Source organism: Pseudoroseomonas sp. WGS1072, assembly GCF_049340465.1.
Taxonomy (GTDB): domain Bacteria; phylum Pseudomonadota; class Alphaproteobacteria; order Acetobacterales; family Acetobacteraceae; genus Pseudoroseomonas.
On record NZ_JBMPSU010000001.1, the window covers coordinates 3,754,961 to 3,773,506 of the forward strand.

The window sequence follows — 18,546 nt, forward strand, 5'->3', positions numbered from 1 at the left end:
TTAGCTGGCGCAGCAAACGCCGTGCGAGGGGGATTCCGGCCATGCGCGCCATCAAGCGGACGATCCAGGTTCTCTGGCTGCCGCTCGTCTTCGCCGGGATGATCTGGCACTTCTCGTGGTATGCCGTGCATGGCCCGCGCGTCGGCTCCCTCGCCCGCGAGGCCAAGGCCCAGGAGATCGCCACCGCGCGCATCACCCTGGCCGAGGCGGAAGCCGAGCGGGACGCGCTGGAACGGCGCGTCGCCGGCCTGCGGGGCGACCGCATCGACCGCGACCAGCTCGACGAGCGCGCCCGCGCCCTGCTCAACATGGTGGGCAAGGACGAGCTCGTGGTGCCCTACGGGCCGGGCAAGCGCCTCTACTGAGCGGCTCCGCCGTCCAGCGCCAGAGCGACCAGCGCCCGCGAGGCGCGGCTCTGGTAGCGCTCCCGGTGCCGCAGGGCCTTGAAGCTGCGGGGCGGCAGGTCCAGGCCCGCCCGCACCAGCAGCCCGGCCGCCAGATGCGGTCCCGCGGCCCGCTCGGAGACCACCGTCGCCCCCCCATCCGCCTCCACCGCCGCCAGCACCGCCTCGTTCGAGGGCAGCTTCAGCGCCACCTCCAGCGCCTCGGGCGCCAGGTTCCAGCCCCGTAGCAGGGCCTCGAAGGCGGCGCGGGTGCCGGAGCCGGCCTCCCGCATGATCCAGGGCGTCTCGGACAACCGCGCCGTGGCGATGGGTCCGACCTTGGCCCAGGGATGGCGCGGCCCCACCACCACCACCAGCTGGTCCGTCGCCAGCGGGGTCTGGCTGAGCGCCGGCTCCTCCACCTCCCCCTCGACGAAGCCCAGCTCCGCCACCCCCTGCAGCACGGAGAGCGCCACGCTGGTGGTGTTGCCGGCGCCGACCTCGACCCGGACCTCCGGGCAGGCGGCCCGGAAGCGGACCAGCAGCGGCGGCAGCCAGTAGCTCGCCACCGTCTGGCTGGCCTGGATGCGCAGCGTGCCGCGCAGGCTGCCGCCCAGCTCCGACAGCACGAGCTCCGCCGCCTCGGCCCGCGCCAGCACGGCGGCCGCCTCGGCGCGAAAGATCTCGCCCTCCCCGGTCAGTTCGATCCGGCGGCCGACGCGATGGAACAGGGTGATGCCATGCCGGGCCTCCAGGGCGCGGATGGCGGCGCTGACCGCGGATTGCGTCAGGTGCAGGGCAGCGGCGGCGCGGGTGACATGCTCCCGCTCGGCCACGGCGAGGAAGATGCGCAGTTGCTCCAGGGTCATGACCGTTCGGTCTAATCGAACGAAACCACAAGAACAACGCGTTGGATCGATGGATTGGCTGGCGGCACAATCGCTGTCATCCCACTGTCATCGCTCCGGTGCCTATGTCCCAGTCCGCGGCCCTTCCCGGCCCCCGCATCGCCCTGCCCCTGCTACCCGGCCTGCTGCTCTGCGGCGCCGTCGCCGGCGCGGCGGCCCTGCTCGCCCTGGCGCAGCAGGCGCTGTTCGGCCGCGCCTGGCTGGACGCGCTGGTGCTGGCCATCCTGCTCGGCACCGGGCTGCGCAGCCTGCGCCCGCTGCCCGCCGCCACCGCCCCCGGCATCGCCTTCAGCGCCCGGACGCTGTTGGAGATCGCGGTGATGCTGCTGGGCGCCTCGCTCAGCCTCACCACGCTGATGGCGGCCGGGCCATGGCTGCCGCTCGGCATCGCCGTGGTGGTGGGGCTGTCCATCCTCTGCGGCTATGCCATCGGGCGGGGTCTCGGCCTGCCGCGCCGCATGGCCGTCCTGGTCGCCTGCGGCAATTCGATCTGCGGCAACTCGGCCATCGCCGCCGTGGCGCCGGTGATCGGCGCCCAGGCGCGCGACGTGACGGCGGCCATCGCCTTCACCGCGGTGCTCGGCGTTGGCCTGGTGCTGGCGCTGCCGCTCGCGGCGCCGCTGCTCGGGCTGAACGACCTGCAGTACGGCACCCTGGCGGGGCTGACGGTCTATGCCGTGCCGCAGGTCCTGGCGGCGACGGCGCCGGTCTCGGCCCTGGCGGTGCAGATGGGCACGCTGGTCAAGCTGGTGCGGGTGCTGATGCTGGGGCCGGTGGTGCTCGGCTTCTCCCTGCTGGCCGGCACGCGGGCGGGCCAGCGGCCCGGCCTGGCGCGGCTGGTGCCCTGGTTCATCCTGGGCTTCCTCGGCCTGGCCCTGCTGCGGTCGCTCGGCCTGCTTCCCCCCGTTCTGCTCGGGCCGATCGCCACCGTGACCGGCGCCCTGACGCTGCTCGCCATGGCGGCGCTCGGCCTCGGTGTGGATGTGCGGGTGGTGGCCAGGGCCGGGCTGCGCGTCTCGCTGACCGTGGTGCTCTCCCTGCTGCTGCTCGGCCTGGCGGCGCTGGGGCTGATCGCGGTGCTGCCGCCGGGGTAAGGGCCCTGGTGAGGCCCCTGGGCGGCCTCCGCGTCAGGCGCGACGCGCCTCGATGGCGTCCCAGATGGCCTTCTCCAGATGCACCCCGTCGAAGCGCGCCAGCTCCTGCAGCCCGGTCGGCGAGGTGACGTTGATCTCGGTGAGGTAATCCCCGATCACGTCGATGCCGACGAAGATCAGCCCGCGCCGCTTCAGCTCCGGCCCGATGCGGGCGCAGATCTCGCGGTCCCGCTCGGTCAGCGCCACCGCCTCGGGCCGGCCGCCGACATGCATGTTGCTGCGGCTCTCGCCCTCGGCGGGCACGCGGTTGATGGCGCCCAGCGGCTCGCCGTCGACCAGGATGATGCGCTTGTCGCCGAAGCGCACGGCGGGGACGTATTGCTGGATCATCAGCGGTTCGCGGGACTTCTCGGCATAGAGCTCCAGCAGGGCGTTGAGGTTGCCGTCCTCGGGCCGCAGGTGGAAGACGCCGGCGCCGCCATTGCCGAACAGCGGCTTGACGATGATGTCGCCATGCTTCTGCCGGAACTTCCGCACCACGATCGGATCATGCGTGATGATGGTGTCCGGCATCAGCTCCGGGAACTGCATGACGAAGAGCTTCTCCGGCGCGTTGCGCACGCTCGCCGGGTCGTTCACCACCAGGGTCTTGGGGTGGATCATCTCCAGGATGTGGGTGGCGGTGATATAGGCCATGTCGAAGGGCGGGTCCTGGCGCATCAGCACCACGTCCATGGCGGAGAGGTCGTGCTCCGCCGCCTCGCCCAGCGTGTGGTGGTTGCCCTTCTCCCGCCGCACCGTCACCGGCTGCATCCGGGCCAGCACCCGGCCGCCGGCCAGCGTCAGGTCCCGGACATGGTAGTGCCAGAGCTGGTGGCCCCGCTCCTGGGCCTCCAGCATCAGGACGAAGGTGCTGTCGCCGTCGATGTTGATGCTCTGGATCGGGTCCATCTGGACCGCGACCTTCAAGGCACGCGTCATGGGGTGCTCCACTCCGTCGGTTCGCTCGGCGCCAGTGGTGGCATCGCGGACGGCGGAACGCCAGGGGTCAGATGACCCCGGGGGGGGGGGGAGCGGGGCGGCGGGCAGCGCCTTGACCGTCCCGCCCGCGCGGGGGATGGATGGCGGCATGACGATCCTCTCCGGCAAGGCCAGGCTGGCCGGCGTGCTGGGCTGGCCGGCCTCGCATTCCCGCTCCCCGCGGCTGCATGGCTACTGGCTGCGCCAGCATGGCATCGACGGCACCTACATCCCCCTGCAGGTGCGGCCGGAGGATTTCGCCGCCGCCGTCCGCGCCCTGGTCGCGCTCGGCTTCCGCGGCGCCAATGTCACCATCCCGCACAAGGAGGCCGCCTTCGCCCTGTGCGACGAAGTCGATGCCTCGGCGCACCGCGCGGGGGCGGTGAACACGCTGGTCTTCGACCAGGACCGCATCCACGGCAGCAACACGGACGGCTTCGGCTTCCTCGAGAGCGTGCGCGAGCAGGCGCCGGGCTGGTGCGCGGCGGATGGTCCGGCGGTGCTGCTCGGCGCCGGCGGCGCGGCGCGGGCCATCGCCGCCGCGCTGCTCGATGCCGGCTGCCCGCGCCTCACGCTGGTCAATCGCAGCCCTGCCCGCGCCGAGGCCCTGGCCGGGGCGCTGGGCGGCCCGGTCGCCGTGGCCGAGGCGCCGCCGCTGGAAGGCGCCGCCCTGCTGGTCAATTCCACCAGCCTCGGCATGACGGGCGCGCCGCCGCTGGAGATCGACCTCGCCCCCCTGCCCGCCCATGCTGTGGTGGCGGATGCCGTCTATGTCCCGCTGGAGACGCCGCTGCTGGCCGCCGCCCGGGCCCGCGGCCTGCGCGGCGTGGACGGGCTCGGCATGCTGCTGCATCAGGCGCGGCCGGGCTTCGCGGCGTGGTTCGGCGCCGCGCCCACGGTCGATGCCGCGCTGCGCGAATTCGTGGCCGACGACATCCCGCGCCACGCATGAGGATCCTCGGCCTCACCGGCGGCATCGGCATGGGCAAGTCCACGGCGGCCAGCACCTTCCGACGCCATGGCGTGCCGGTCTTCGACGCCGATGCCGCGGTGCACCGGCTGCAGGGCCGCGGCGGCCGCGCGGTGAGGGCGATCGGCGCCGCCTTTCCCGGCACGGTCCGCGACGGCGCCGTGGAGCGCGAGGCGCTGCGCCGCGCCGTGCTCGGCGATCCGGCGGCGCTGACCCGGCTGGAGCGCATCGTGCACCCGCTGGTGCGCGAGGAGGAGCGACGCTTCCTCGCGGCCGCCCGCCGCCAGGGCCGGCGCCTGGCGGTGCTCGACATCCCGCTGCTCTTCGAGACCGGCGGCGAGGCGCGCGTCGATGCCGTCGTGGTGGTCTCCGCCCCCGCCGCCGTTCAGCGCGCCCGCGTGCTGCGGCGGAAGGGCATGACACCGGAGCGGCTGGAGGCGATCCTGGCCCGCCAGACCCCCGACGCCGTCAAGCGCCGCCGTGCCGACCATGTCATCCGCACCGGCCTGTCCCTGGCCCATGCCCGCCGCTCGATCCGCCGCCTGCTGGAGCACTACCGATGAGCCGAACCCTGGTGCTGGACACCGAGACCACCGGCTTCGACCCGCAGACCGGCGACCGCGTGCTGGAGGTGGCGGCGGTGGAGCTGGTCAACCTGGTGCCCACGGGGCGGCACTTCCACGTGCTGATCGATCCGGAGCGGGAGGTGCCGGAGGAGGCCGCGAAGGTGCACGGCTTCACCTGGGACATGCTGCGCGGCAAGCCGAAATTCGCCGAGATCGCCCCGGCCATGCTCGATTTCCTGGGCGATGACCCGATCGTCGCGCACAACGCGCCCTTCGACTTCGGCTTCCTCGACTTCGAGCTGCGCAAGGCGGGCCATCCGGTGCTCGACCGCGCGCGCATGGTGGACAGCCTGGTGCTCGCCAAGAAGCGCTTCCCCGGCCTGCCGAACAGCCTGGACGCGCTCTGCCGCCGCTACGGCATCGACAACTCCATGCGCACCGCGCACAACGCCCTGCTCGACGTGCAGCTGCTGGCCCAGGTCTATCTGGAGCTGATGGGCGGCAAGCAGCCCGACCTCGCCCTGGCCTCGGCGCCCCGGGTCGCCGCCCCGGTGATGATCGCGCTCGATGCCGCGCCGGTGACCCGCGCCCCCCGGCCGATCCGCCCCGCCGCGGCCGAGCTGGAGGCGCATGCGGAGTTCCTGAAGAAGATCAAGGACCCGATCTGGTCGCGGATCGCGGTGGCCGAGGAAGGCGGCTGAGGCGCCTCCGCCGGCCACTTCGACTCAGGCGTTCCAATCAGGGGCGAAGTCCGGGTTCACCCGCCGCCGGTCCTTGGGCAGGGCGTCGATCCGCGCGACATCCGCCGCGTCCAGCTTCGCGGCCAGTGGTACGGCCCGCAGATTGGCCTGCTGGCTCTCGCGCCGCCCGGCCTTGGGAATGGCCACCACCATCTCCTGCCGCAGCAGCCAGGCCAGCGCCACCTGCAGGGGCGAGGCGCCGTGCTTGCGGCCGATCTCCTGCAGCACCGGCTGCTCCGCCAGCGCGCCCTGGCCGAGCGGCGAATAGGCGGTGAGCGCGATGCCGCGCGGCACGCACCATTCGAGCAGCGCCCGCTGCGACAGCAGGGCATGGTATTCGACCTGCAGGCAGGCCGGCGCGGCGCCGATCTCCTCCAGCCGGCGCATCAGGCCGAGGGGGAAGTTGGAGACGCCCCAGCGGCGGATCAGCCCCTCCGACCGCGCCGCCTCCAGCGCCGCGACGACGGCGGGCAGGTCCATGTCCGGCGCCGGCCAGTGCACCAGGAAAAGATCCAGGTAGGGTGTGGTCAGCTTGCGCAGTGAGCCTTCCAGCGAGCGGCGCAGCGCCTCCGGGGCGAGATTGTCGTACCAGACCTTGCTGGTCAGGAAGATCTCGCCGCGCGCCACGCCCGCGGCGGCCAGGCCGGCGCCGACCTCGACCTCGTTGCCGTAGCGGTCCGCCGTGTCGACATGCCGGTAGCCGAGCGCCAGGGCGCTCTCCACCGCCGCCTGCCCTTCCGCCCCCGCCAGCTTCCAGGTGCCCAGCCCCAGCTTGGGGATGGCGATGCGCGAGGATTCGGCCAGCGGGATGGCGACAGGGGTCTCGGCGGGCTGTGTCATGTCTCGGCTCCGTGGCGGAACGACCGCGGGGCGGCACCATGCCGCCCCGCGTGACCCCTGCAACCTGGGCTGCTGCAACTTGGGCTTGGCCGCAGGCGTTGCACCGCCATGCGCCCGGAGTTCCGTCCCGCCTCAGCCCTTCGAAACGGCCTCCGGTGCCAGGGCGCGCCGCGCCGTCTCGGCCAGGAAGCCGCTGGCCACCGGCAGGACGGCGTCGTTGAAGTCGTAATGCGGGTTGTGCAGCTCCCGCCCCCCTTCCGAGGAGCCGTTGCCGATCCAGACGAAGGCGCCCGGCACCTCGTTGAGGAAGTGCGAGAAGTCCTCCCCCGTCATCGCCGGCGGGATGTCGCGCCGCAGCTCGGTCACGGCGGCCGCGGCCTCGGCGGCCAGATCGCGCTCCTCGGGGTGATTGCTGGTCACCGGCACGCCGCCCCAGATCCGGCTGGTGGCCTGCACGCCGAAGGTGGCGGAGACGCCCTCCGCGACGCGGCGCAGGCCCTCCTCGATCTGCCGGCCGACCTCCGGGCGCAGGAAGCGCATGCTGCCCTTGATCGAGACACGGGCCGCGATCTGGTTCTCCGCCTCGCCACCCTTCACCATGGTCAGGCTGACCACGCCGGTATCGATCGGGTCCAGGGTGCGGGCCACGATCGACTGGCAGGCGACGATGGCATGGCCGGCCGCGACGATGGGATCGCGCGTCAGATGCGGCAGGGCGGCATGGCCCGCATGGCCCTCGATGGCGATCTCGAAGCGCCGCCCGGCGGCCATCACCGCGCCGTCATGCACGGCGATGGTTCCGGCGGCGAGCCCGGGCCAGTTGTGCCAGCCGAAGATGCGGTCCATCGGGAAGCGCCGGAACAGCCCGTCCTTCACCATGGCGGCGGCGCCGCCGCCGCCCTCCTCGGCCGGCTGGAACACCAGCCGCACCGTGCCGCTCCAGCTCTCGTCCCGCAGGAGCATGGCCGCGGCGCCGAGCAGGGCCGTGGTATGGCCGTCATGACCGCAGGCATGCATGACGCCCGGATTGGTGCTGCGCCATTCCAGGTCCTGCGCCGCCTCCTCGATCGGCAGCGCATCCATGTCGGCGCGCAGGCCGACGCTGCGGTTGCTGCCGGGCCGGTGCAGCGTGGCGACGACGCCATGGCCGCCGACGCCGGTGGCGATCTCCGTCACGCCGAGCTCCCTCAGCTTCTCGACGACGAAGCTCGCGGTCGGGCCTTCGTGAAGGGTGAGGCTCGGGTTGGCGTGGAGATGCCTGCGCCAACGCGTCAGTGTTTCGGCAAGGGTCGCGTCCATGTGCTAGGGCATACCCCCTAAAGCCATGCGCCTCAAATCCCGCCTTCTCCCCCTCGCCGTCTCCCTGCCGCTGGCTGGCACCCTGGCCGTCGCGCTGCCCCTGGCGGCGATGCTGCACGCCGCCGCCCAGCCCCCTCCCGCCGGCGCCGCGCCGGAGGAGAATGCCGAGGAGCCGGGCCTGGCCTACAGCGTGAGCCTGCCCGAAACCGGCGACTCGGCGCTCGACGACGCCATCTCGCGGGCCTCGGCGCTGGAGCAGCTGCGCGAGCGGGCTCCGGTCGACGCCTTCGGCCTGGTCAGCCGCGCCCTGGCCGAGGCCAACAACATGCGCGACGCGCTGCGTTCGGAGGGCTACTACAACGGCAGCAGCCGCGTGACGGTGGATGGCGCCCCGGCGGACACGCCCGGCCTGGCCGACCGGCTGGCGGCGCGCGGCGCCTCGGACCAGCCGGTCCCCGTCGTCATCACGGTGGAGAAGGGGCCGCAATACACCCTGGCCCCGGTGCTGCTGCGCACCGATCCGCCCGGCTTCCCGCTCGGCGCGATGGGCGAGACCGGGCTCGCCGAGGGGCAGCCGGCCCGGGCGCAGCCGATCCTGGACGCCCAGGGGCGGATCAACCAGGCGCTGCGCGATGCCGGCCATCCCTTCGCCGAACTCGGCCGCCGCGTCATCGCCGATCACGACACGCGCAAGCTCGAGGTGACCTTCCTGGTGACGCCGGGTCCGCGCGCCCTGTTCGCCCGCCCCGGCGTCACCGGGGAGGAACGGACCCGCAGCGAGCTGCTCGCCCGCATGGTCCAGCCGCTGGAAGGGCAGGTCTTCAGCCAGGAACGTATCGAGAAGACACGGCAGGACCTGCTCAGCCTCGGCGTCTTCGGCACCGTCCGCGCCCGCGCCGGAGACCGGCTGGACGAGGAGGGGCGCCTGCCGATGACCTTCACGGTGGTGGAGCGGCCGCTGCACGCGGTGGGCTTCGGCGCCGCCTACGAGACCCGCTACGGCCCCACGGTGAGCGCCTACTGGGAGCACCGCAACCTCTTCGGCGGCGCCGAGCGCCTGCGCCTGGAGGCGGAGGTCAACCGCCTCGGCACCACCGGCGACACGAGCGACACCGGCGGCAAGATCGGCGCCAGCCTGCGCACCCCATGGTTCCTGGGCCGCAACCAGACGCTGACCTTCGACATCGCCGCCCTGCGCGAGCGGCCCGATGCCTATGACCGCGATGCCTTCACGCTGGGCGCTCTGCTCGAGCGCACCTGGTCGCCCCGGCTGAGCTACGGCTTCGGCCCGCAGATCGAGTTCAGCCGCGTCACCCAGGATGGCGTGACCACCGATTACCAGCTGCTCGGCCTTCTGGGCCAGTTGCGCTGGGCGGATGTGGACAATCCGCTGAACCCCTCGCGCGGGACCCGCGCCTCGCTGCTGGTCAACCCGATCTACAGCATGGGCGAGAGCAACGTCTTCACGCGGCTGCGCGCCCAGGGCAGCACCTACTTCGACATGCTGGGCGACAAGGGCAGCATCCTGGCCGTGCGCGGCGTGGTCGGCAGCATCGTCGGCGCCTCCTATGGCGGCGTGCCGCCAGACAAGCGCTTCTATTCCGGCGGCGGCGGCTCGGTACGCGGCTACACCTACCAGTCGATCGGCCCGCGCACGGCGATCAACGAGCCGGCGGGCGGCCTGTCCCTGGTGGAAGGGTCCATCGAGCTGCGGCAAAGGGTCAGCGGCCCCTGGGGCCTGGCCGCCTTCGTCGATGCCGGCTCGGTCACCGAGGATCCCACGCCGGATTTCGACAATGTGAAGGTGGGCGCGGGGCTTGGCCTGCGTTATCTCACCGGGATCGGGCCCATCCGCGCCGATATCGCCGTTCCGCTGAACAAGGAACGGGGGGATTCGGCCTTCGGTGTCTATATCGGCATCGGACAGGCCTTCTGAGGCCGCTTCGCCTCTCCAGGGCCCTGTCCCTGGCAGACGCTTCCAGAAAGGACAGGCTGTCGGTTTGATGCGTCGTCTCCTGCGCTGGCTCCTCATCATTCTTCTCGTTCTCGTTCTCCTGCCTCCCCTCCTGATCGGGGGCGCCCTGCTGGCGGCGAACACCGGGCCGGGGCAGAGGATGATCACCAGCCTCGCGGAACGCTTCGTGCCCGGCCTGACGCTGCAGGGGCTGCACGGGCCGATTCCCGGCGCGCCCGGCTTCGAACGGCTGGTGATGGCCGATTCCGCCGGCCCCTGGCTGGAGATCGAGCGCGGCCGCATCGGCCTCGCCCTGGCCGATCTGGTGCGGCGCGAGTTCCGCATCGAGGAGATTGCCGCCGAGCGCATCGCCCTGCTCCGCCTGCCCGAGCCGGCGCCTGAGCCCGAAGCGGAACCCGAGAGCGGTCCCACCACCATTCCCAGCCTGCCGGACCTGCCGGTCTCGCTGCATCTCGACCGCCTGCACGCCGCTCGCATCGAGCTGCCCCGCGCCCTTGTCGGCCTGCCGGCCGAGGCGGGCGCCGAGGGGCAGCCCGTCGCCCTGTCGCTGGACGGCGAGGCCAGCCTGATCGCCGCCGCCCTGCGCGCGAAGCTGGCCGTGCGGCGGCTGGACGCGCCCGGGCAGCTCGACCTCGATCTGGGGCTGGACCCCAAGGGCCGTCTGCTGGCCGACCTGCGTGGGCAGGAGCCGCCGGGTGGCGTGCTGGCCAGCGCCCTGGGCCTGCCCCAGGCCCCCGCCGATATCAGCCTGCGGCTCGATGGGCCGGCGCAGGACGCCGAGCTCGCCCTGCGCGCCTCGCTCGGGACGGAGGCCGCGCTGACCGCCGATGGCCGGGTCGGGCTGGCGGAGGACGGCGCCGCCAACCTGCGGCTGCAGGGACGGCTGGACGCGCCGGCCCAGCTGGCGCCGGAGCCGGTGCGGCAGATCGACTTCGCGGTGGAGGGCGGGCGGCTGGCGGATGGCCGGCCGGAACTGCGCGCCCTGCGCCTCGCCACCCAGGCCGCCACCGTCACCGCGCAGGGCGACATGGCGCTGCTGAACGTCCAGGCCGAGGTCGCCGATTCCGCCCGGCTCGGCGCGCTGGTGCCCGAGGGCTTCGGCTGGGAGGCCCTCTCGCTCACCGCGCGTATCGCCGAGGCCGAGCGGATCGAGGCGAGCCTGCGGCCGCGCGGCCTGCGCGGCCCCGATCCGCTGGGCGGCGCCTTGGGTCCGGCGCCGGAGATCGACTTCACCGGCACGCCGACCCGCATCGACAGGCTGGAACTGCGCGGCGCGGGCGCCCGGCTCACCGCACAGGGCACCGGCTGGGACGTGCTGGACCTCACGGCGCGGCTGGAGGTGCCGGAACTCGGCGTCATCCGTCCGGAGCTCTCCGGCCCCATCGCCGTCGACGCGCATGTCACCGGGCCGGTCACCGATCCCGGCTTCACTCTGCAGGCGGAAAGCCCCGGGCTGGTGGTTTCGGGCCGCAAGGTCGAGGCACCCCGACTCTCGGCCGAGGTGCCGGCAATCAGCGGCATGGCGGGGCGGCTGCACCTGACCGGCCGGGCCGAGGGCCAGCCGATCTCGGTGGCGCTGCGCGCCGCCCGGGAGGGCGATCTGGTGCGGCTGGCGGAGGGCGAGGCGACCTTCGGCCCGATCCGTGCCACGGCCGACGGCGCCTTCAACACGGCGACCGGCCTGTTCGACGGCAGCGCCAATGTCGCCGCGCCGGATCTGCGGCCGCTTTCGGAGCTGGCCGGACAGCCCATCGCCGGCCAGCTCAGCATCACCGCGGAGCTGAACGCCACGCCGGAGGGCCGGCAGGCCGTGGATGCCCGCGCCGATATCCGCCGCGTCGAGCTGGGAGGCCAGGCCTACGCCGCCGAGATGACCCTGAAGGGCACCGATGCCGCCCTGGACTGGGCGGCGCGGGGCCAGCTTCCGCAGGCCAATGTCAGCGGCCATGGCCGCTTCAGCAGCGGCGAGGCCGGCAAGCGCCTCGATATCGCCGCCTTCGACGTCACCCAGGGCAATATGGGGATCCGCCTCGCGGCGCCGGGCGCGATCCTGCTGCCGCCCTCGGGTGCCGTGGAGATCCCCGGCCTGCGTCTCGCCGCGCGCCCGGCCGGCAACCTGACCCTCAGCGGCCGCTGGGGGCCGGACACCGCGGACCTGCGCCTCGCCCTGGCCGCCCTGCCTGCCTCCCTGGTCAATATGTTCGCCCCCGAACCACGCCTCTCCGGCACGGTGGTGGGCGAGGCGCGCGTCACCGGCCCCACCAGCGCGCCCGAGGTGCAGGCGACGCTGAACGGCACCGACCTCCGCGCCGAGGCCGACTGGTCGCGCGGCTGGCCGGCCGCCACCTTGCGCGTCGAGGCGCGGCGCAGCGGCGCCGGCGCCGTCCAGGCCACCGCCGCGGTGCGGATGGGCAACCTCCTCACCCTCGACGCCGAGGCGCGGCTGCCGCAGGGTCCGGGCGCCGAGGCGCCGCTTTCGGCCCGCGTCACCGGCAACGCCAATCTGCAGCCGCTGCTGGCGCCCAGCCTGGGCGGCGGGGCCAATCGCGTGGTCGGCCGCATCGCCCTCGATGGCGGCGCCACCGGCACCCTCGCGGCCCCGGTGCTGAACGGCACCGCGACGCTCACCGGCGGCGAGGTGCGCAACCCGCTCTACGGCCTGCGTCTGACGAACATCACCGGCCGGGTGCGCGCCGCCGGCGACCAGGTCGTGCTGGAGAACTTCGTCGCCCGCGCCGGCGAAGGCCGCATCAGCGCCAGTGGCACGGCGCAGCCCCTCGCCCCGGGCATCCCGCTGGACATCGCCATCACGGCGCGCGACGCCACGCCGGTGCAGAGCGAGCTGGTCACCGCCCTGCTCGATGCCGACCTCCGCTTCACCGGCCCGCTGCAGACCAGCCCCGCCCTGGGCGGCACGGTGCGGTTGCGGCGCGTGGCGGTGAACATTCCGCAGAGCCTGCCGGGGGGTGGCGTCGCCACGCTGGGCCAGGTGTACGAGCGCGGGCGCGACGCCCCGCCGCCGCCCGCCCCCTCCAGCCCGCCGCCGCCGATCGCCCTCGACATCCGGATCGAGGCCCCGCAATCGCTGCTGATCCGCGGCCGGGGGCTGGATGCCGAGCTGGGCGGCAACCTCCATATCGGCGGCACCGCGGCCAATGTGCAGCCCGACGGCGCCTTCAGCATGCGGCGCGGCACCTTCCAGCTGCTGGACCGGCGCATCACCTTCGACCGCGGCAACCTGACCTTCGATGGCGCGATGACGCCGGCGCTGGACTTCCTGGCCACCACCCGCTCGCAATCCATCACCATCACGATCACCGTCACCGGACAGCCGAGCAATCCGACCATCACCTTCAGCTCCGAGCCGGAACTGCCGCAGGACGAGGTGCTGGCGCGGCTGCTCTTCAACCGTTCGGTCGACCGGCTCTCGCCCTTCGAGATCGCGCAGCTGGCCGGCGGCGCCGCCAGCCTGGCGGGCGTCGGGCCCACGGGCGGCCGCGGTTTCCTCGGGCGGCTGGCCGACCGGCTGGGCCTCGACCGGCTTGGCGTGGGCGGCGGCGGCAGCGGCACCGACACGGACAGCAGCAACGCCAACAACCCTTCCGTCCAGGCCGGCGGCTATAGCAGCCCGGGCGTCTATGTCGGGGTCGAGCAGGGCACCGAGGGGGGGCCGCGCGTCGGCGTGGAGGTGGAGCTGACGCCACGCCTGAAGCTCGAGAGCAGCACCGGCGGCGAGTCCGGGGAGCGGCTGGGGCTCAGCTACGAGTTCGAGTACTGAGGCTTGGAGGGCCCGCGACATGGCGGCCTGCATCGGGCGGCCGCTATACCGTTTCGAAAATGAATCGCCTGCGCTAGTCTCCGGTCATGGAGAGCATGCGCATCCGGTCGGATAGGGTTGATCTGGGTCCTCTACCGGACCTCCTGGGGCATCTGCTGCGGCGAGCCCATACAAGGATGCTGCTGGACTTTTCCGAGAACACAGCCGATGTCGGCGTGACCGCGGGCGAATTCACCCTGCTCTGCCTGGTCGAAGCCAATCCCGGCATCACGCTGGGCCTTCTGGCCAGCGCCGCCGGGCTGGACAAGTCGACTCTGAGCCCGGCCATGCAGCGCTTAACTGAACGGGGTCTGGTGGAGCGCCACGCCGTGAGCGGCGACCGGCGCGCCCAGGCGCTGGAACTGAGCGAGGCCGGACAGCAGGTTCTGGCCCCCCTCAAGCGACGGGTTGCGGAGATGGAGAGCCGGCTGGCGGCGCCGCTCACCGCGGCGGAGCGGGATTGCCTGATGCAACTCCTGCGGAAGCTGAACCGGCTGTCACCGCCGGCTTCATGCCGCTTTACTGAAGGCGGGCGGCAGGAAGTAGTGTGATCGGTTGATTTGTGGGCGGCCCTGGCGCCCGGCTGGCCTGCCAATCTTTGTTCTTGGCGAATTCGTCGCGCATGGAGAGCCTGCCTTGGGAAGCGCGGGTTCTGCGGACACAGGGCGGGGCGGGCGACGGCAGCACGGCCGGGTGCGTGGCGGGGAAGGCCCCGAGGCAATGGGGCCGGGGGTTGAGGGTGGACTAGGCGCTGAAGCGGAGGATGGCGAACACCAGGGCCACGGTCGCGATCACCACACCTCTGGTCTGGATAAAGCTGGGCAATCTGGCTGACCCGCCGGAGGGGAGGAGGGCTCCCACCCTGCTCGGCGGTGAGCCTTGGCGCCGCGAGTTCCGCCCTCCCCTGTCGCCCATGGCGGGAATTTCTTGCCAGCCCGATATCGCCGCCCGCTGATCCGCTCTAAAGCCTCTCCTGCCCCTGACAGCCGGGCGACGTTTCGACTCGAGGATGAACGACATGCGTGCCTTCGACGGCCAGCTTTCCGGCAATCGTCCGATCTCCCGCAATCAGGAGGAGAAGAAGCGTCAGCTCCGGGAGCTGAAGGAAGCCCTGGCCGCGCTGAAGCCGCATGCCGCCGCCACGTTGCGGCAGTCCCTGACCGCCAAGATCAAGGCCCTGGAGACGGAGCTGGCGCCGCGCCGCTGAGCCGGGCCGCCGCCCATGCCTCCCTTCCGCCTGCCAGCCACGCCCCTGGCGGGGCTGGGGCTGATGCTGCTCGCCGCGCTCAGCGGCGCCGGGGTGAATGCCTGCTACCGCGCCGCCCTGCGCGATGGCCTGCCCGTGCCGCTGGTGCCGTTCGCTCGCGGTCTGCTCACCCTGGCCTTCCTGCTGCCCTGGATGCTGCGCGGCGGGCTGAATTCGCTCGCCACCCGGCGCCCGTTGCTGCATCTGGCGCGTGGCGCGGCCGGCATCACCTCCTTCCTGCTCAGCCTTCTGGCGATTCTCTGGCTGCCCCTTGCCGATGCGGTGGCGCTAGTCAGCGCCAGGCCGCTCTGGGTGCTGCCGCTGGCCGCCCTGCTGCTGCACGAGAGGGTCCGGCGCGACCGCGCGCTGGCCGCCGGCATCGGCTTTCTCGGCGTGCTGGTCATCGCCCAGCCGGGCGGAGATCTCTCGCCGGGCACGCCGGCGGCGCTGGTCGCCGGCCTGTGCAGCGCCCTGGTACTGATCTGCTTCAAGGCGCTGTCCAGCACCGAGCCGCCAGCCCGTGTCGTGGCCTGGTACTCGCTGCTCTCGGTGCTGTTCTGGGGGCCGGTCTGCCTGTTCGTCTGGCGCATGCCGAGCCTCCTGGCCCTGGCCATGCTGGTGCTCGGCTCGCTCTTCGCGCTGATCTGCGACCTGGCCGCCTCGGCCGCGGCGCGGCGTGCGGATGTCGGGCTCCTGGCGCCGATGGAGTATGCGCAGATCCCGGCCAGCGCCATGATCGGCTGGGCCGTCTTCTCGGAGCAGCCCGGCTGGGGGCTGGTGGCCGGCACGCTGACCATGCTGGCCGCCACGCTCTACCTAGTCCGCTCGGACCGCGCCCGGGCCCGCCCCGGCGGCTGAGGGCGGCGGGCCCGGCGGCCGCCCCAGGGCCCCATCTGCCGCCTCAGGCGGGCTTGCCCTCGCCGGGCGCCGGATCGGCCTTGGGGCTGGCGGACGCGGCACCCTGGGCGGTCTTGACCCGGTCCTGCGGGCCCGGGGGCGGCAGTTCGACCTCGATGGCGAGGGTGCTCATATCGCCGCCACGGTCGAGCGAGACGTTCACCGCCTTCGGATCGATGGCGACATAGCGCGCCACCACCTCGATCAACTCCTTCTGCAGCCGCGGCAGGAAGTCGTTGCCGTTGCGGCTGATGCGTTCATGCGCCAGGACGATCTGCAACCGCTCCTTGGCCGCGCCGGCACTGCTGGGTGGCGGCTTGCTCTTGCCGCGAAAGACGTCGAGCCAGCTCATGCGGCCCTCCCCCCGAACAGGCGCGACAGGAAGCCGCGCTTCTCCGGATCGAGGAAGCGGTGCGGGCGGTCCTCGCCGAGGAAGCGGGCGACGGCATCCTTGTAGGCCCGGCCGGCATTCGAGGCCTCGTCCAGGATCACCGGATTGCCGGTGTTGGAGGCCTTCAGCACGCTCTCGCTCTCGGGGATGACGCCGAGCAGCGGAATGGCCAGGATCTCGCGGATATCCTCGAGCTTCAGCATCTCGCCCTTCTCGACCCGGTTCGGGTCGTAGCGCGTGACGACGAGGTGCTCCTTCACCGGGTCCCGCTTCTCCTCGGCCCGCTTCGACTTCGACTGCAGCACGCCGAGGATGCGGTCGCTGTCCCGGACGGAGGAGACTTCCGGATTGGTGACGACGATGGCCTGGTCCGCGAAGTAGAGCGCCAGCAGCGCGCCCTTCTCGATGCCCGCCGGGCTGTCGCAGAGGATGTAGTCGAAATCCTTCGACAGCTCCTCGATGATCGTCGCCACGCCGTCCTTGGTCAGCGCGTCCTTGTCACGGGTCTGGCTGGCCGGCAGGATCGACAGGTTGTCGATCCGCTTGTCGCGGATCAGCGCCTGGCTCAGCTTGGCCTCGCCGCTGATCACGTTGACAATGTCGAACACCACGCGGCGCTCGACGCCCATGATCAGGTCGAGGTTGCGCAGACCGACGTCGAAGTCGATGACCACCGTCTTCTTGCCGCTCTGAGCCAGGCCCGTGGCGAAGGCGGCGGAGCTTGTGGTCTTGCCGACCCCTCCCTTGCCCGACGTCACCACGATCACTTGCGCCATTAGGTCTCTCCTCTCTGCCGCCCGGGCCTGTTCGTTCCAGCCTGTTCAGCCCAGCCGGTCGAATCGCATATTCTCGCCGATCAGCCGCACCTGGACGGGCTTGCCGATCGGAGCATCCGTAAGTCCTTCCCGCACCGCGTAGTATCCCGCGATGGAAACCAACTCCGGCTCGAAATTCAACGCGAAGACGCGCGCATCGGTATTATCGGCCCCGCCAGCGATCGCCCGCCCCCGCAGCGCGCCATAGACGTGCACATTGCCGTCCGCAATGACCTCGGCGCCGGGATTGACCGTGCCATTGACGATCAGATCGGCGCCCTGCGCCCAGATGCGCTGCCCCGCCCGGACCGCGTGATCTATCACCATGGTCGGCCGGGACCCGCCCGGCGACAGGGGAGCCGGCGGCTCCGCGGCCGCGGCGGGCTCCGGGGGCGGCGGCGCGAGGTTCACCGCCTCCTCCTTGCCCCCGGCGGTGCGCAGCGGCGGCAGGCCGGCGGACTGGGCGGCGGCGCGCAGCTCCGGCGTGCCCCCCGTGGTGCCGATCGGCATGATCTCGATGGCGCGCAGCTCGGCGGCCAGGCGGCCGAAATCCACCGCGTGCGGCGGCACGTCCAGATCATCCAGCCCCAGCACCAGCGGCGCGAAACGCAGGAAGCCGGGCGCACGGCGGAACTGATCGGCGAGCGCCGGAACGATCACCTCCGGCCTCGGGTCCAGCAGCCGGAGCACCAGCAGGTTGAAGTTCGCGCCGCGCAGCCGGAACGGCTCCAGGCGGGGATTTGCGGCGGGGGCTGACATGGGGGGCGGCGGCCATCCTGCTATCGGGCGTTGCGGAAATCCGGCAGGGCAGGCGCGGCCGGCCGGTCATTCTGCCATCGGACCACACCCTGTTCGCCAGGAATTCTTAACCTATACAGGCGCATCCCCTCCGGGCGAAGCCCCATAGCGCAGGAAGCGCCGCCCGGTCCCCTGGTTTTGCCGCACGCGTGGGCCATTCGCCACAGGCCGACGCCCCTTCCTGAAGGAGATCCGCCATGGCCCAGACCCCGCCCCGCCGCAGCGCGTACCGCTGGTTCCTCGACATGCCCACCCGCTGGGGCGACCAGGACAGCCAGGGCCACGTCAACAACGCGGCCTACTACTTCTATTTCGACACGCTGGTGGCGCGGTTCCTGCACGGCCTGGGCCGCCTGGGCGCGGGCGGGCGCGCCGAGACCTTCGTGGTGGTGGAAACCCTCTGCCGGCATCACGCCCCCGCCTTCTTCCCGGACGTGCTGAGCGGCGGGCTGCGCGTGGCCCGGATCGGGCAGAGCTCCATCCGCTACGAGATCGGCCTGTTCCGGCCCGGCCAGGAGACGGCCTGCGCCGAGGGGCACTTCATCCATGTGCAGGTCGATGCCGCCACCCAGGCGCGCCCCCTGCCCGTGGCGCCGGAACTTCGCGAGGCGCTGGCGCCGCTGATGGCGCCGGACGCCAGGCGGGTCTGACAGCCCGCCGCGCGGCGGCACGGCGGTTGCAAGGCGATGGGACGTCGTCCCGTGGGAGCCGCCCGATGCCTCCAGCCCCGACCGCCTTCGTCTGCCGGTGCCGTCACCACGGCCTCCGCATGTCGCCCATGGCGGCC

18 protein-coding genes are annotated in these 18,546 nt (G+C 72.5%); 11 read left to right on the forward strand and 7 right to left on the reverse strand.

Annotated elements, in window-relative coordinates; genetic code table 11:
• Nucleotides 1-41: 41 nt before the first annotated feature.
• On the forward strand, nucleotides 42-365 hold the full coding sequence (locus tag ACF3NH_RS17635; protein ID WP_198364637.1) for an FtsB family cell division protein: 324 nt from the start codon (nucleotides 42-44) through the stop codon (nucleotides 363-365).
• On the opposite strand, the gene ACF3NH_RS17640 is transcribed toward ACF3NH_RS17635, so the two are convergent.
• Nucleotides 359-1,252 carry a LysR family transcriptional regulator gene (locus ACF3NH_RS17640; protein WP_422924545.1) on the reverse strand — a complete coding sequence of 298 codons (894 nt, stop codon included), beginning with the start codon at nucleotides 1,250-1,252 and terminating at the stop codon, nucleotides 359-361. The genes ACF3NH_RS17635 and ACF3NH_RS17640 overlap by 7 nt on opposite strands.
• Before the next feature lie 104 nt (nucleotides 1,253-1,356).
• Between ACF3NH_RS17640 and ACF3NH_RS17645 the strand changes: the two genes are divergently transcribed.
• A complete protein-coding gene (locus tag ACF3NH_RS17645) occupies nucleotides 1,357-2,385 on the forward strand; it encodes a YeiH family protein (protein WP_422924547.1) in 1,029 nt (342 codons plus the stop codon).
• A gap of 33 nt (nucleotides 2,386-2,418) precedes the next feature.
• On the opposite strand, the gene gshB is transcribed toward ACF3NH_RS17645, so the two are convergent.
• Nucleotides 2,419-3,366, reverse strand: coding sequence for a glutathione synthase (gene gshB / locus ACF3NH_RS17650; protein WP_422924549.1), 948 nt, complete (start codon nucleotides 3,364-3,366; stop codon nucleotides 2,419-2,421).
• A gap of 148 nt (nucleotides 3,367-3,514) precedes the next feature.
• On the opposite strand from gshB, the gene ACF3NH_RS17655 reads away from it, so the two are divergent.
• Genes ACF3NH_RS17655 through dnaQ form a run of 3 tightly spaced genes read left to right on the forward strand, consistent with a single transcriptional unit; the run spans nucleotide 3,515 to nucleotide 5,642 of the window.
• A complete protein-coding gene (locus tag ACF3NH_RS17655) occupies nucleotides 3,515-4,357 on the forward strand; it encodes a shikimate dehydrogenase (RefSeq protein WP_422924551.1) in 843 nt (280 codons plus the stop codon).
• Entirely contained in the window at nucleotides 4,354-4,938 is a 585-nt protein-coding gene (coaE, locus tag ACF3NH_RS17660) for a dephospho-CoA kinase (protein WP_198364633.1), read from the forward strand. Before ACF3NH_RS17655 ends, coaE begins: the two co-directional genes overlap by 4 nt.
• Nucleotides 4,935-5,642 (forward strand): DNA polymerase III subunit epsilon, encoded by a 708-nt coding sequence (gene dnaQ / locus ACF3NH_RS17665; protein ID WP_198364632.1) that lies wholly within the window; start codon nucleotides 4,935-4,937, stop codon nucleotides 5,640-5,642. Before coaE ends, dnaQ begins: the two co-directional genes overlap by 4 nt.
• Before the next feature lie 24 nt (nucleotides 5,643-5,666).
• Here dnaQ and ACF3NH_RS17670 read toward each other — a convergent pair whose 3' ends face one another.
• Both ACF3NH_RS17670 and ACF3NH_RS17675 read right to left on the reverse strand, forming a co-directional pair.
• Nucleotides 5,667-6,521, reverse strand: coding sequence for an aldo/keto reductase (locus ACF3NH_RS17670; protein WP_422924553.1), 855 nt, complete (start codon nucleotides 6,519-6,521; stop codon nucleotides 5,667-5,669).
• A gap of 132 nt (nucleotides 6,522-6,653) precedes the next feature.
• Entirely contained in the window at nucleotides 6,654-7,820 is a 1,167-nt protein-coding gene (locus ACF3NH_RS17675; RefSeq protein WP_198364630.1) for an amidohydrolase, read from the reverse strand.
• 25 nt (nucleotides 7,821-7,845) lie between these two features.
• Here ACF3NH_RS17675 and ACF3NH_RS17680 point away from each other — a divergent pair, with 25 nt between their 5' ends.
• The 5 genes from ACF3NH_RS17680 (at nucleotide 7,846) to ACF3NH_RS17700 (ending at nucleotide 15,716) form a co-directional block, all read left to right on the forward strand.
• Nucleotides 7,846-9,756 (forward strand): autotransporter assembly complex protein TamA, encoded by a 1,911-nt coding sequence (locus ACF3NH_RS17680; RefSeq protein WP_422924555.1) that lies wholly within the window; start codon nucleotides 7,846-7,848, stop codon nucleotides 9,754-9,756.
• A gap of 67 nt (nucleotides 9,757-9,823) precedes the next feature.
• Nucleotides 9,824-13,573 (forward strand): translocation/assembly module TamB domain-containing protein, encoded by a 3,750-nt coding sequence (locus ACF3NH_RS17685; RefSeq protein WP_422924557.1) that lies wholly within the window; start codon nucleotides 9,824-9,826, stop codon nucleotides 13,571-13,573.
• 176 nt (nucleotides 13,574-13,749) lie between these two features.
• Nucleotides 13,750-14,163 carry a MarR family winged helix-turn-helix transcriptional regulator gene (locus ACF3NH_RS17690; protein ID WP_198364627.1) on the forward strand — a complete coding sequence of 138 codons (414 nt, stop codon included), beginning with the start codon at nucleotides 13,750-13,752 and terminating at the stop codon, nucleotides 14,161-14,163.
• 467 nt (nucleotides 14,164-14,630) lie between these two features.
• Entirely contained in the window at nucleotides 14,631-14,819 is a 189-nt protein-coding gene (locus ACF3NH_RS17695; RefSeq protein WP_198364626.1) for a hypothetical protein, read from the forward strand.
• A gap of 15 nt (nucleotides 14,820-14,834) precedes the next feature.
• A complete protein-coding gene (locus ACF3NH_RS17700) occupies nucleotides 14,835-15,716 on the forward strand; it encodes a DMT family transporter (protein WP_198364625.1) in 882 nt (293 codons plus the stop codon).
• A 43-nt stretch (nucleotides 15,717-15,759) separates the two neighbouring features.
• Here ACF3NH_RS17700 and minE read toward each other — a convergent pair whose 3' ends face one another.
• Genes minE through minC form a run of 3 tightly spaced genes read right to left on the reverse strand, consistent with a single transcriptional unit; the run spans nucleotide 15,760 to nucleotide 17,720 of the window.
• Entirely contained in the window at nucleotides 15,760-16,107 is a 348-nt protein-coding gene (minE, locus tag ACF3NH_RS17705; protein ID WP_198364624.1) for a cell division topological specificity factor MinE, read from the reverse strand.
• A complete protein-coding gene (gene minD, locus ACF3NH_RS17710) occupies nucleotides 16,104-16,922 on the reverse strand; it encodes a septum site-determining protein MinD (RefSeq protein ID WP_422924561.1) in 819 nt (272 codons plus the stop codon). The genes minE and minD overlap by 4 nt, the downstream gene beginning before the upstream one ends.
• 45 nt (nucleotides 16,923-16,967) lie before the next feature.
• Nucleotides 16,968-17,720, reverse strand: coding sequence for a septum site-determining protein MinC (minC, locus tag ACF3NH_RS17715; protein WP_422924563.1), 753 nt, complete (start codon nucleotides 17,718-17,720; stop codon nucleotides 16,968-16,970).
• A 236-nt stretch (nucleotides 17,721-17,956) separates the two neighbouring features.
• Between minC and ACF3NH_RS17720 the strand changes: the two genes are divergently transcribed.
• Nucleotides 17,957-18,409 (forward strand): acyl-CoA thioesterase, encoded by a 453-nt coding sequence (locus tag ACF3NH_RS17720; protein WP_422924565.1) that lies wholly within the window; start codon nucleotides 17,957-17,959, stop codon nucleotides 18,407-18,409.
• Nucleotides 18,410-18,546: the final 137 nt, after the last annotated feature.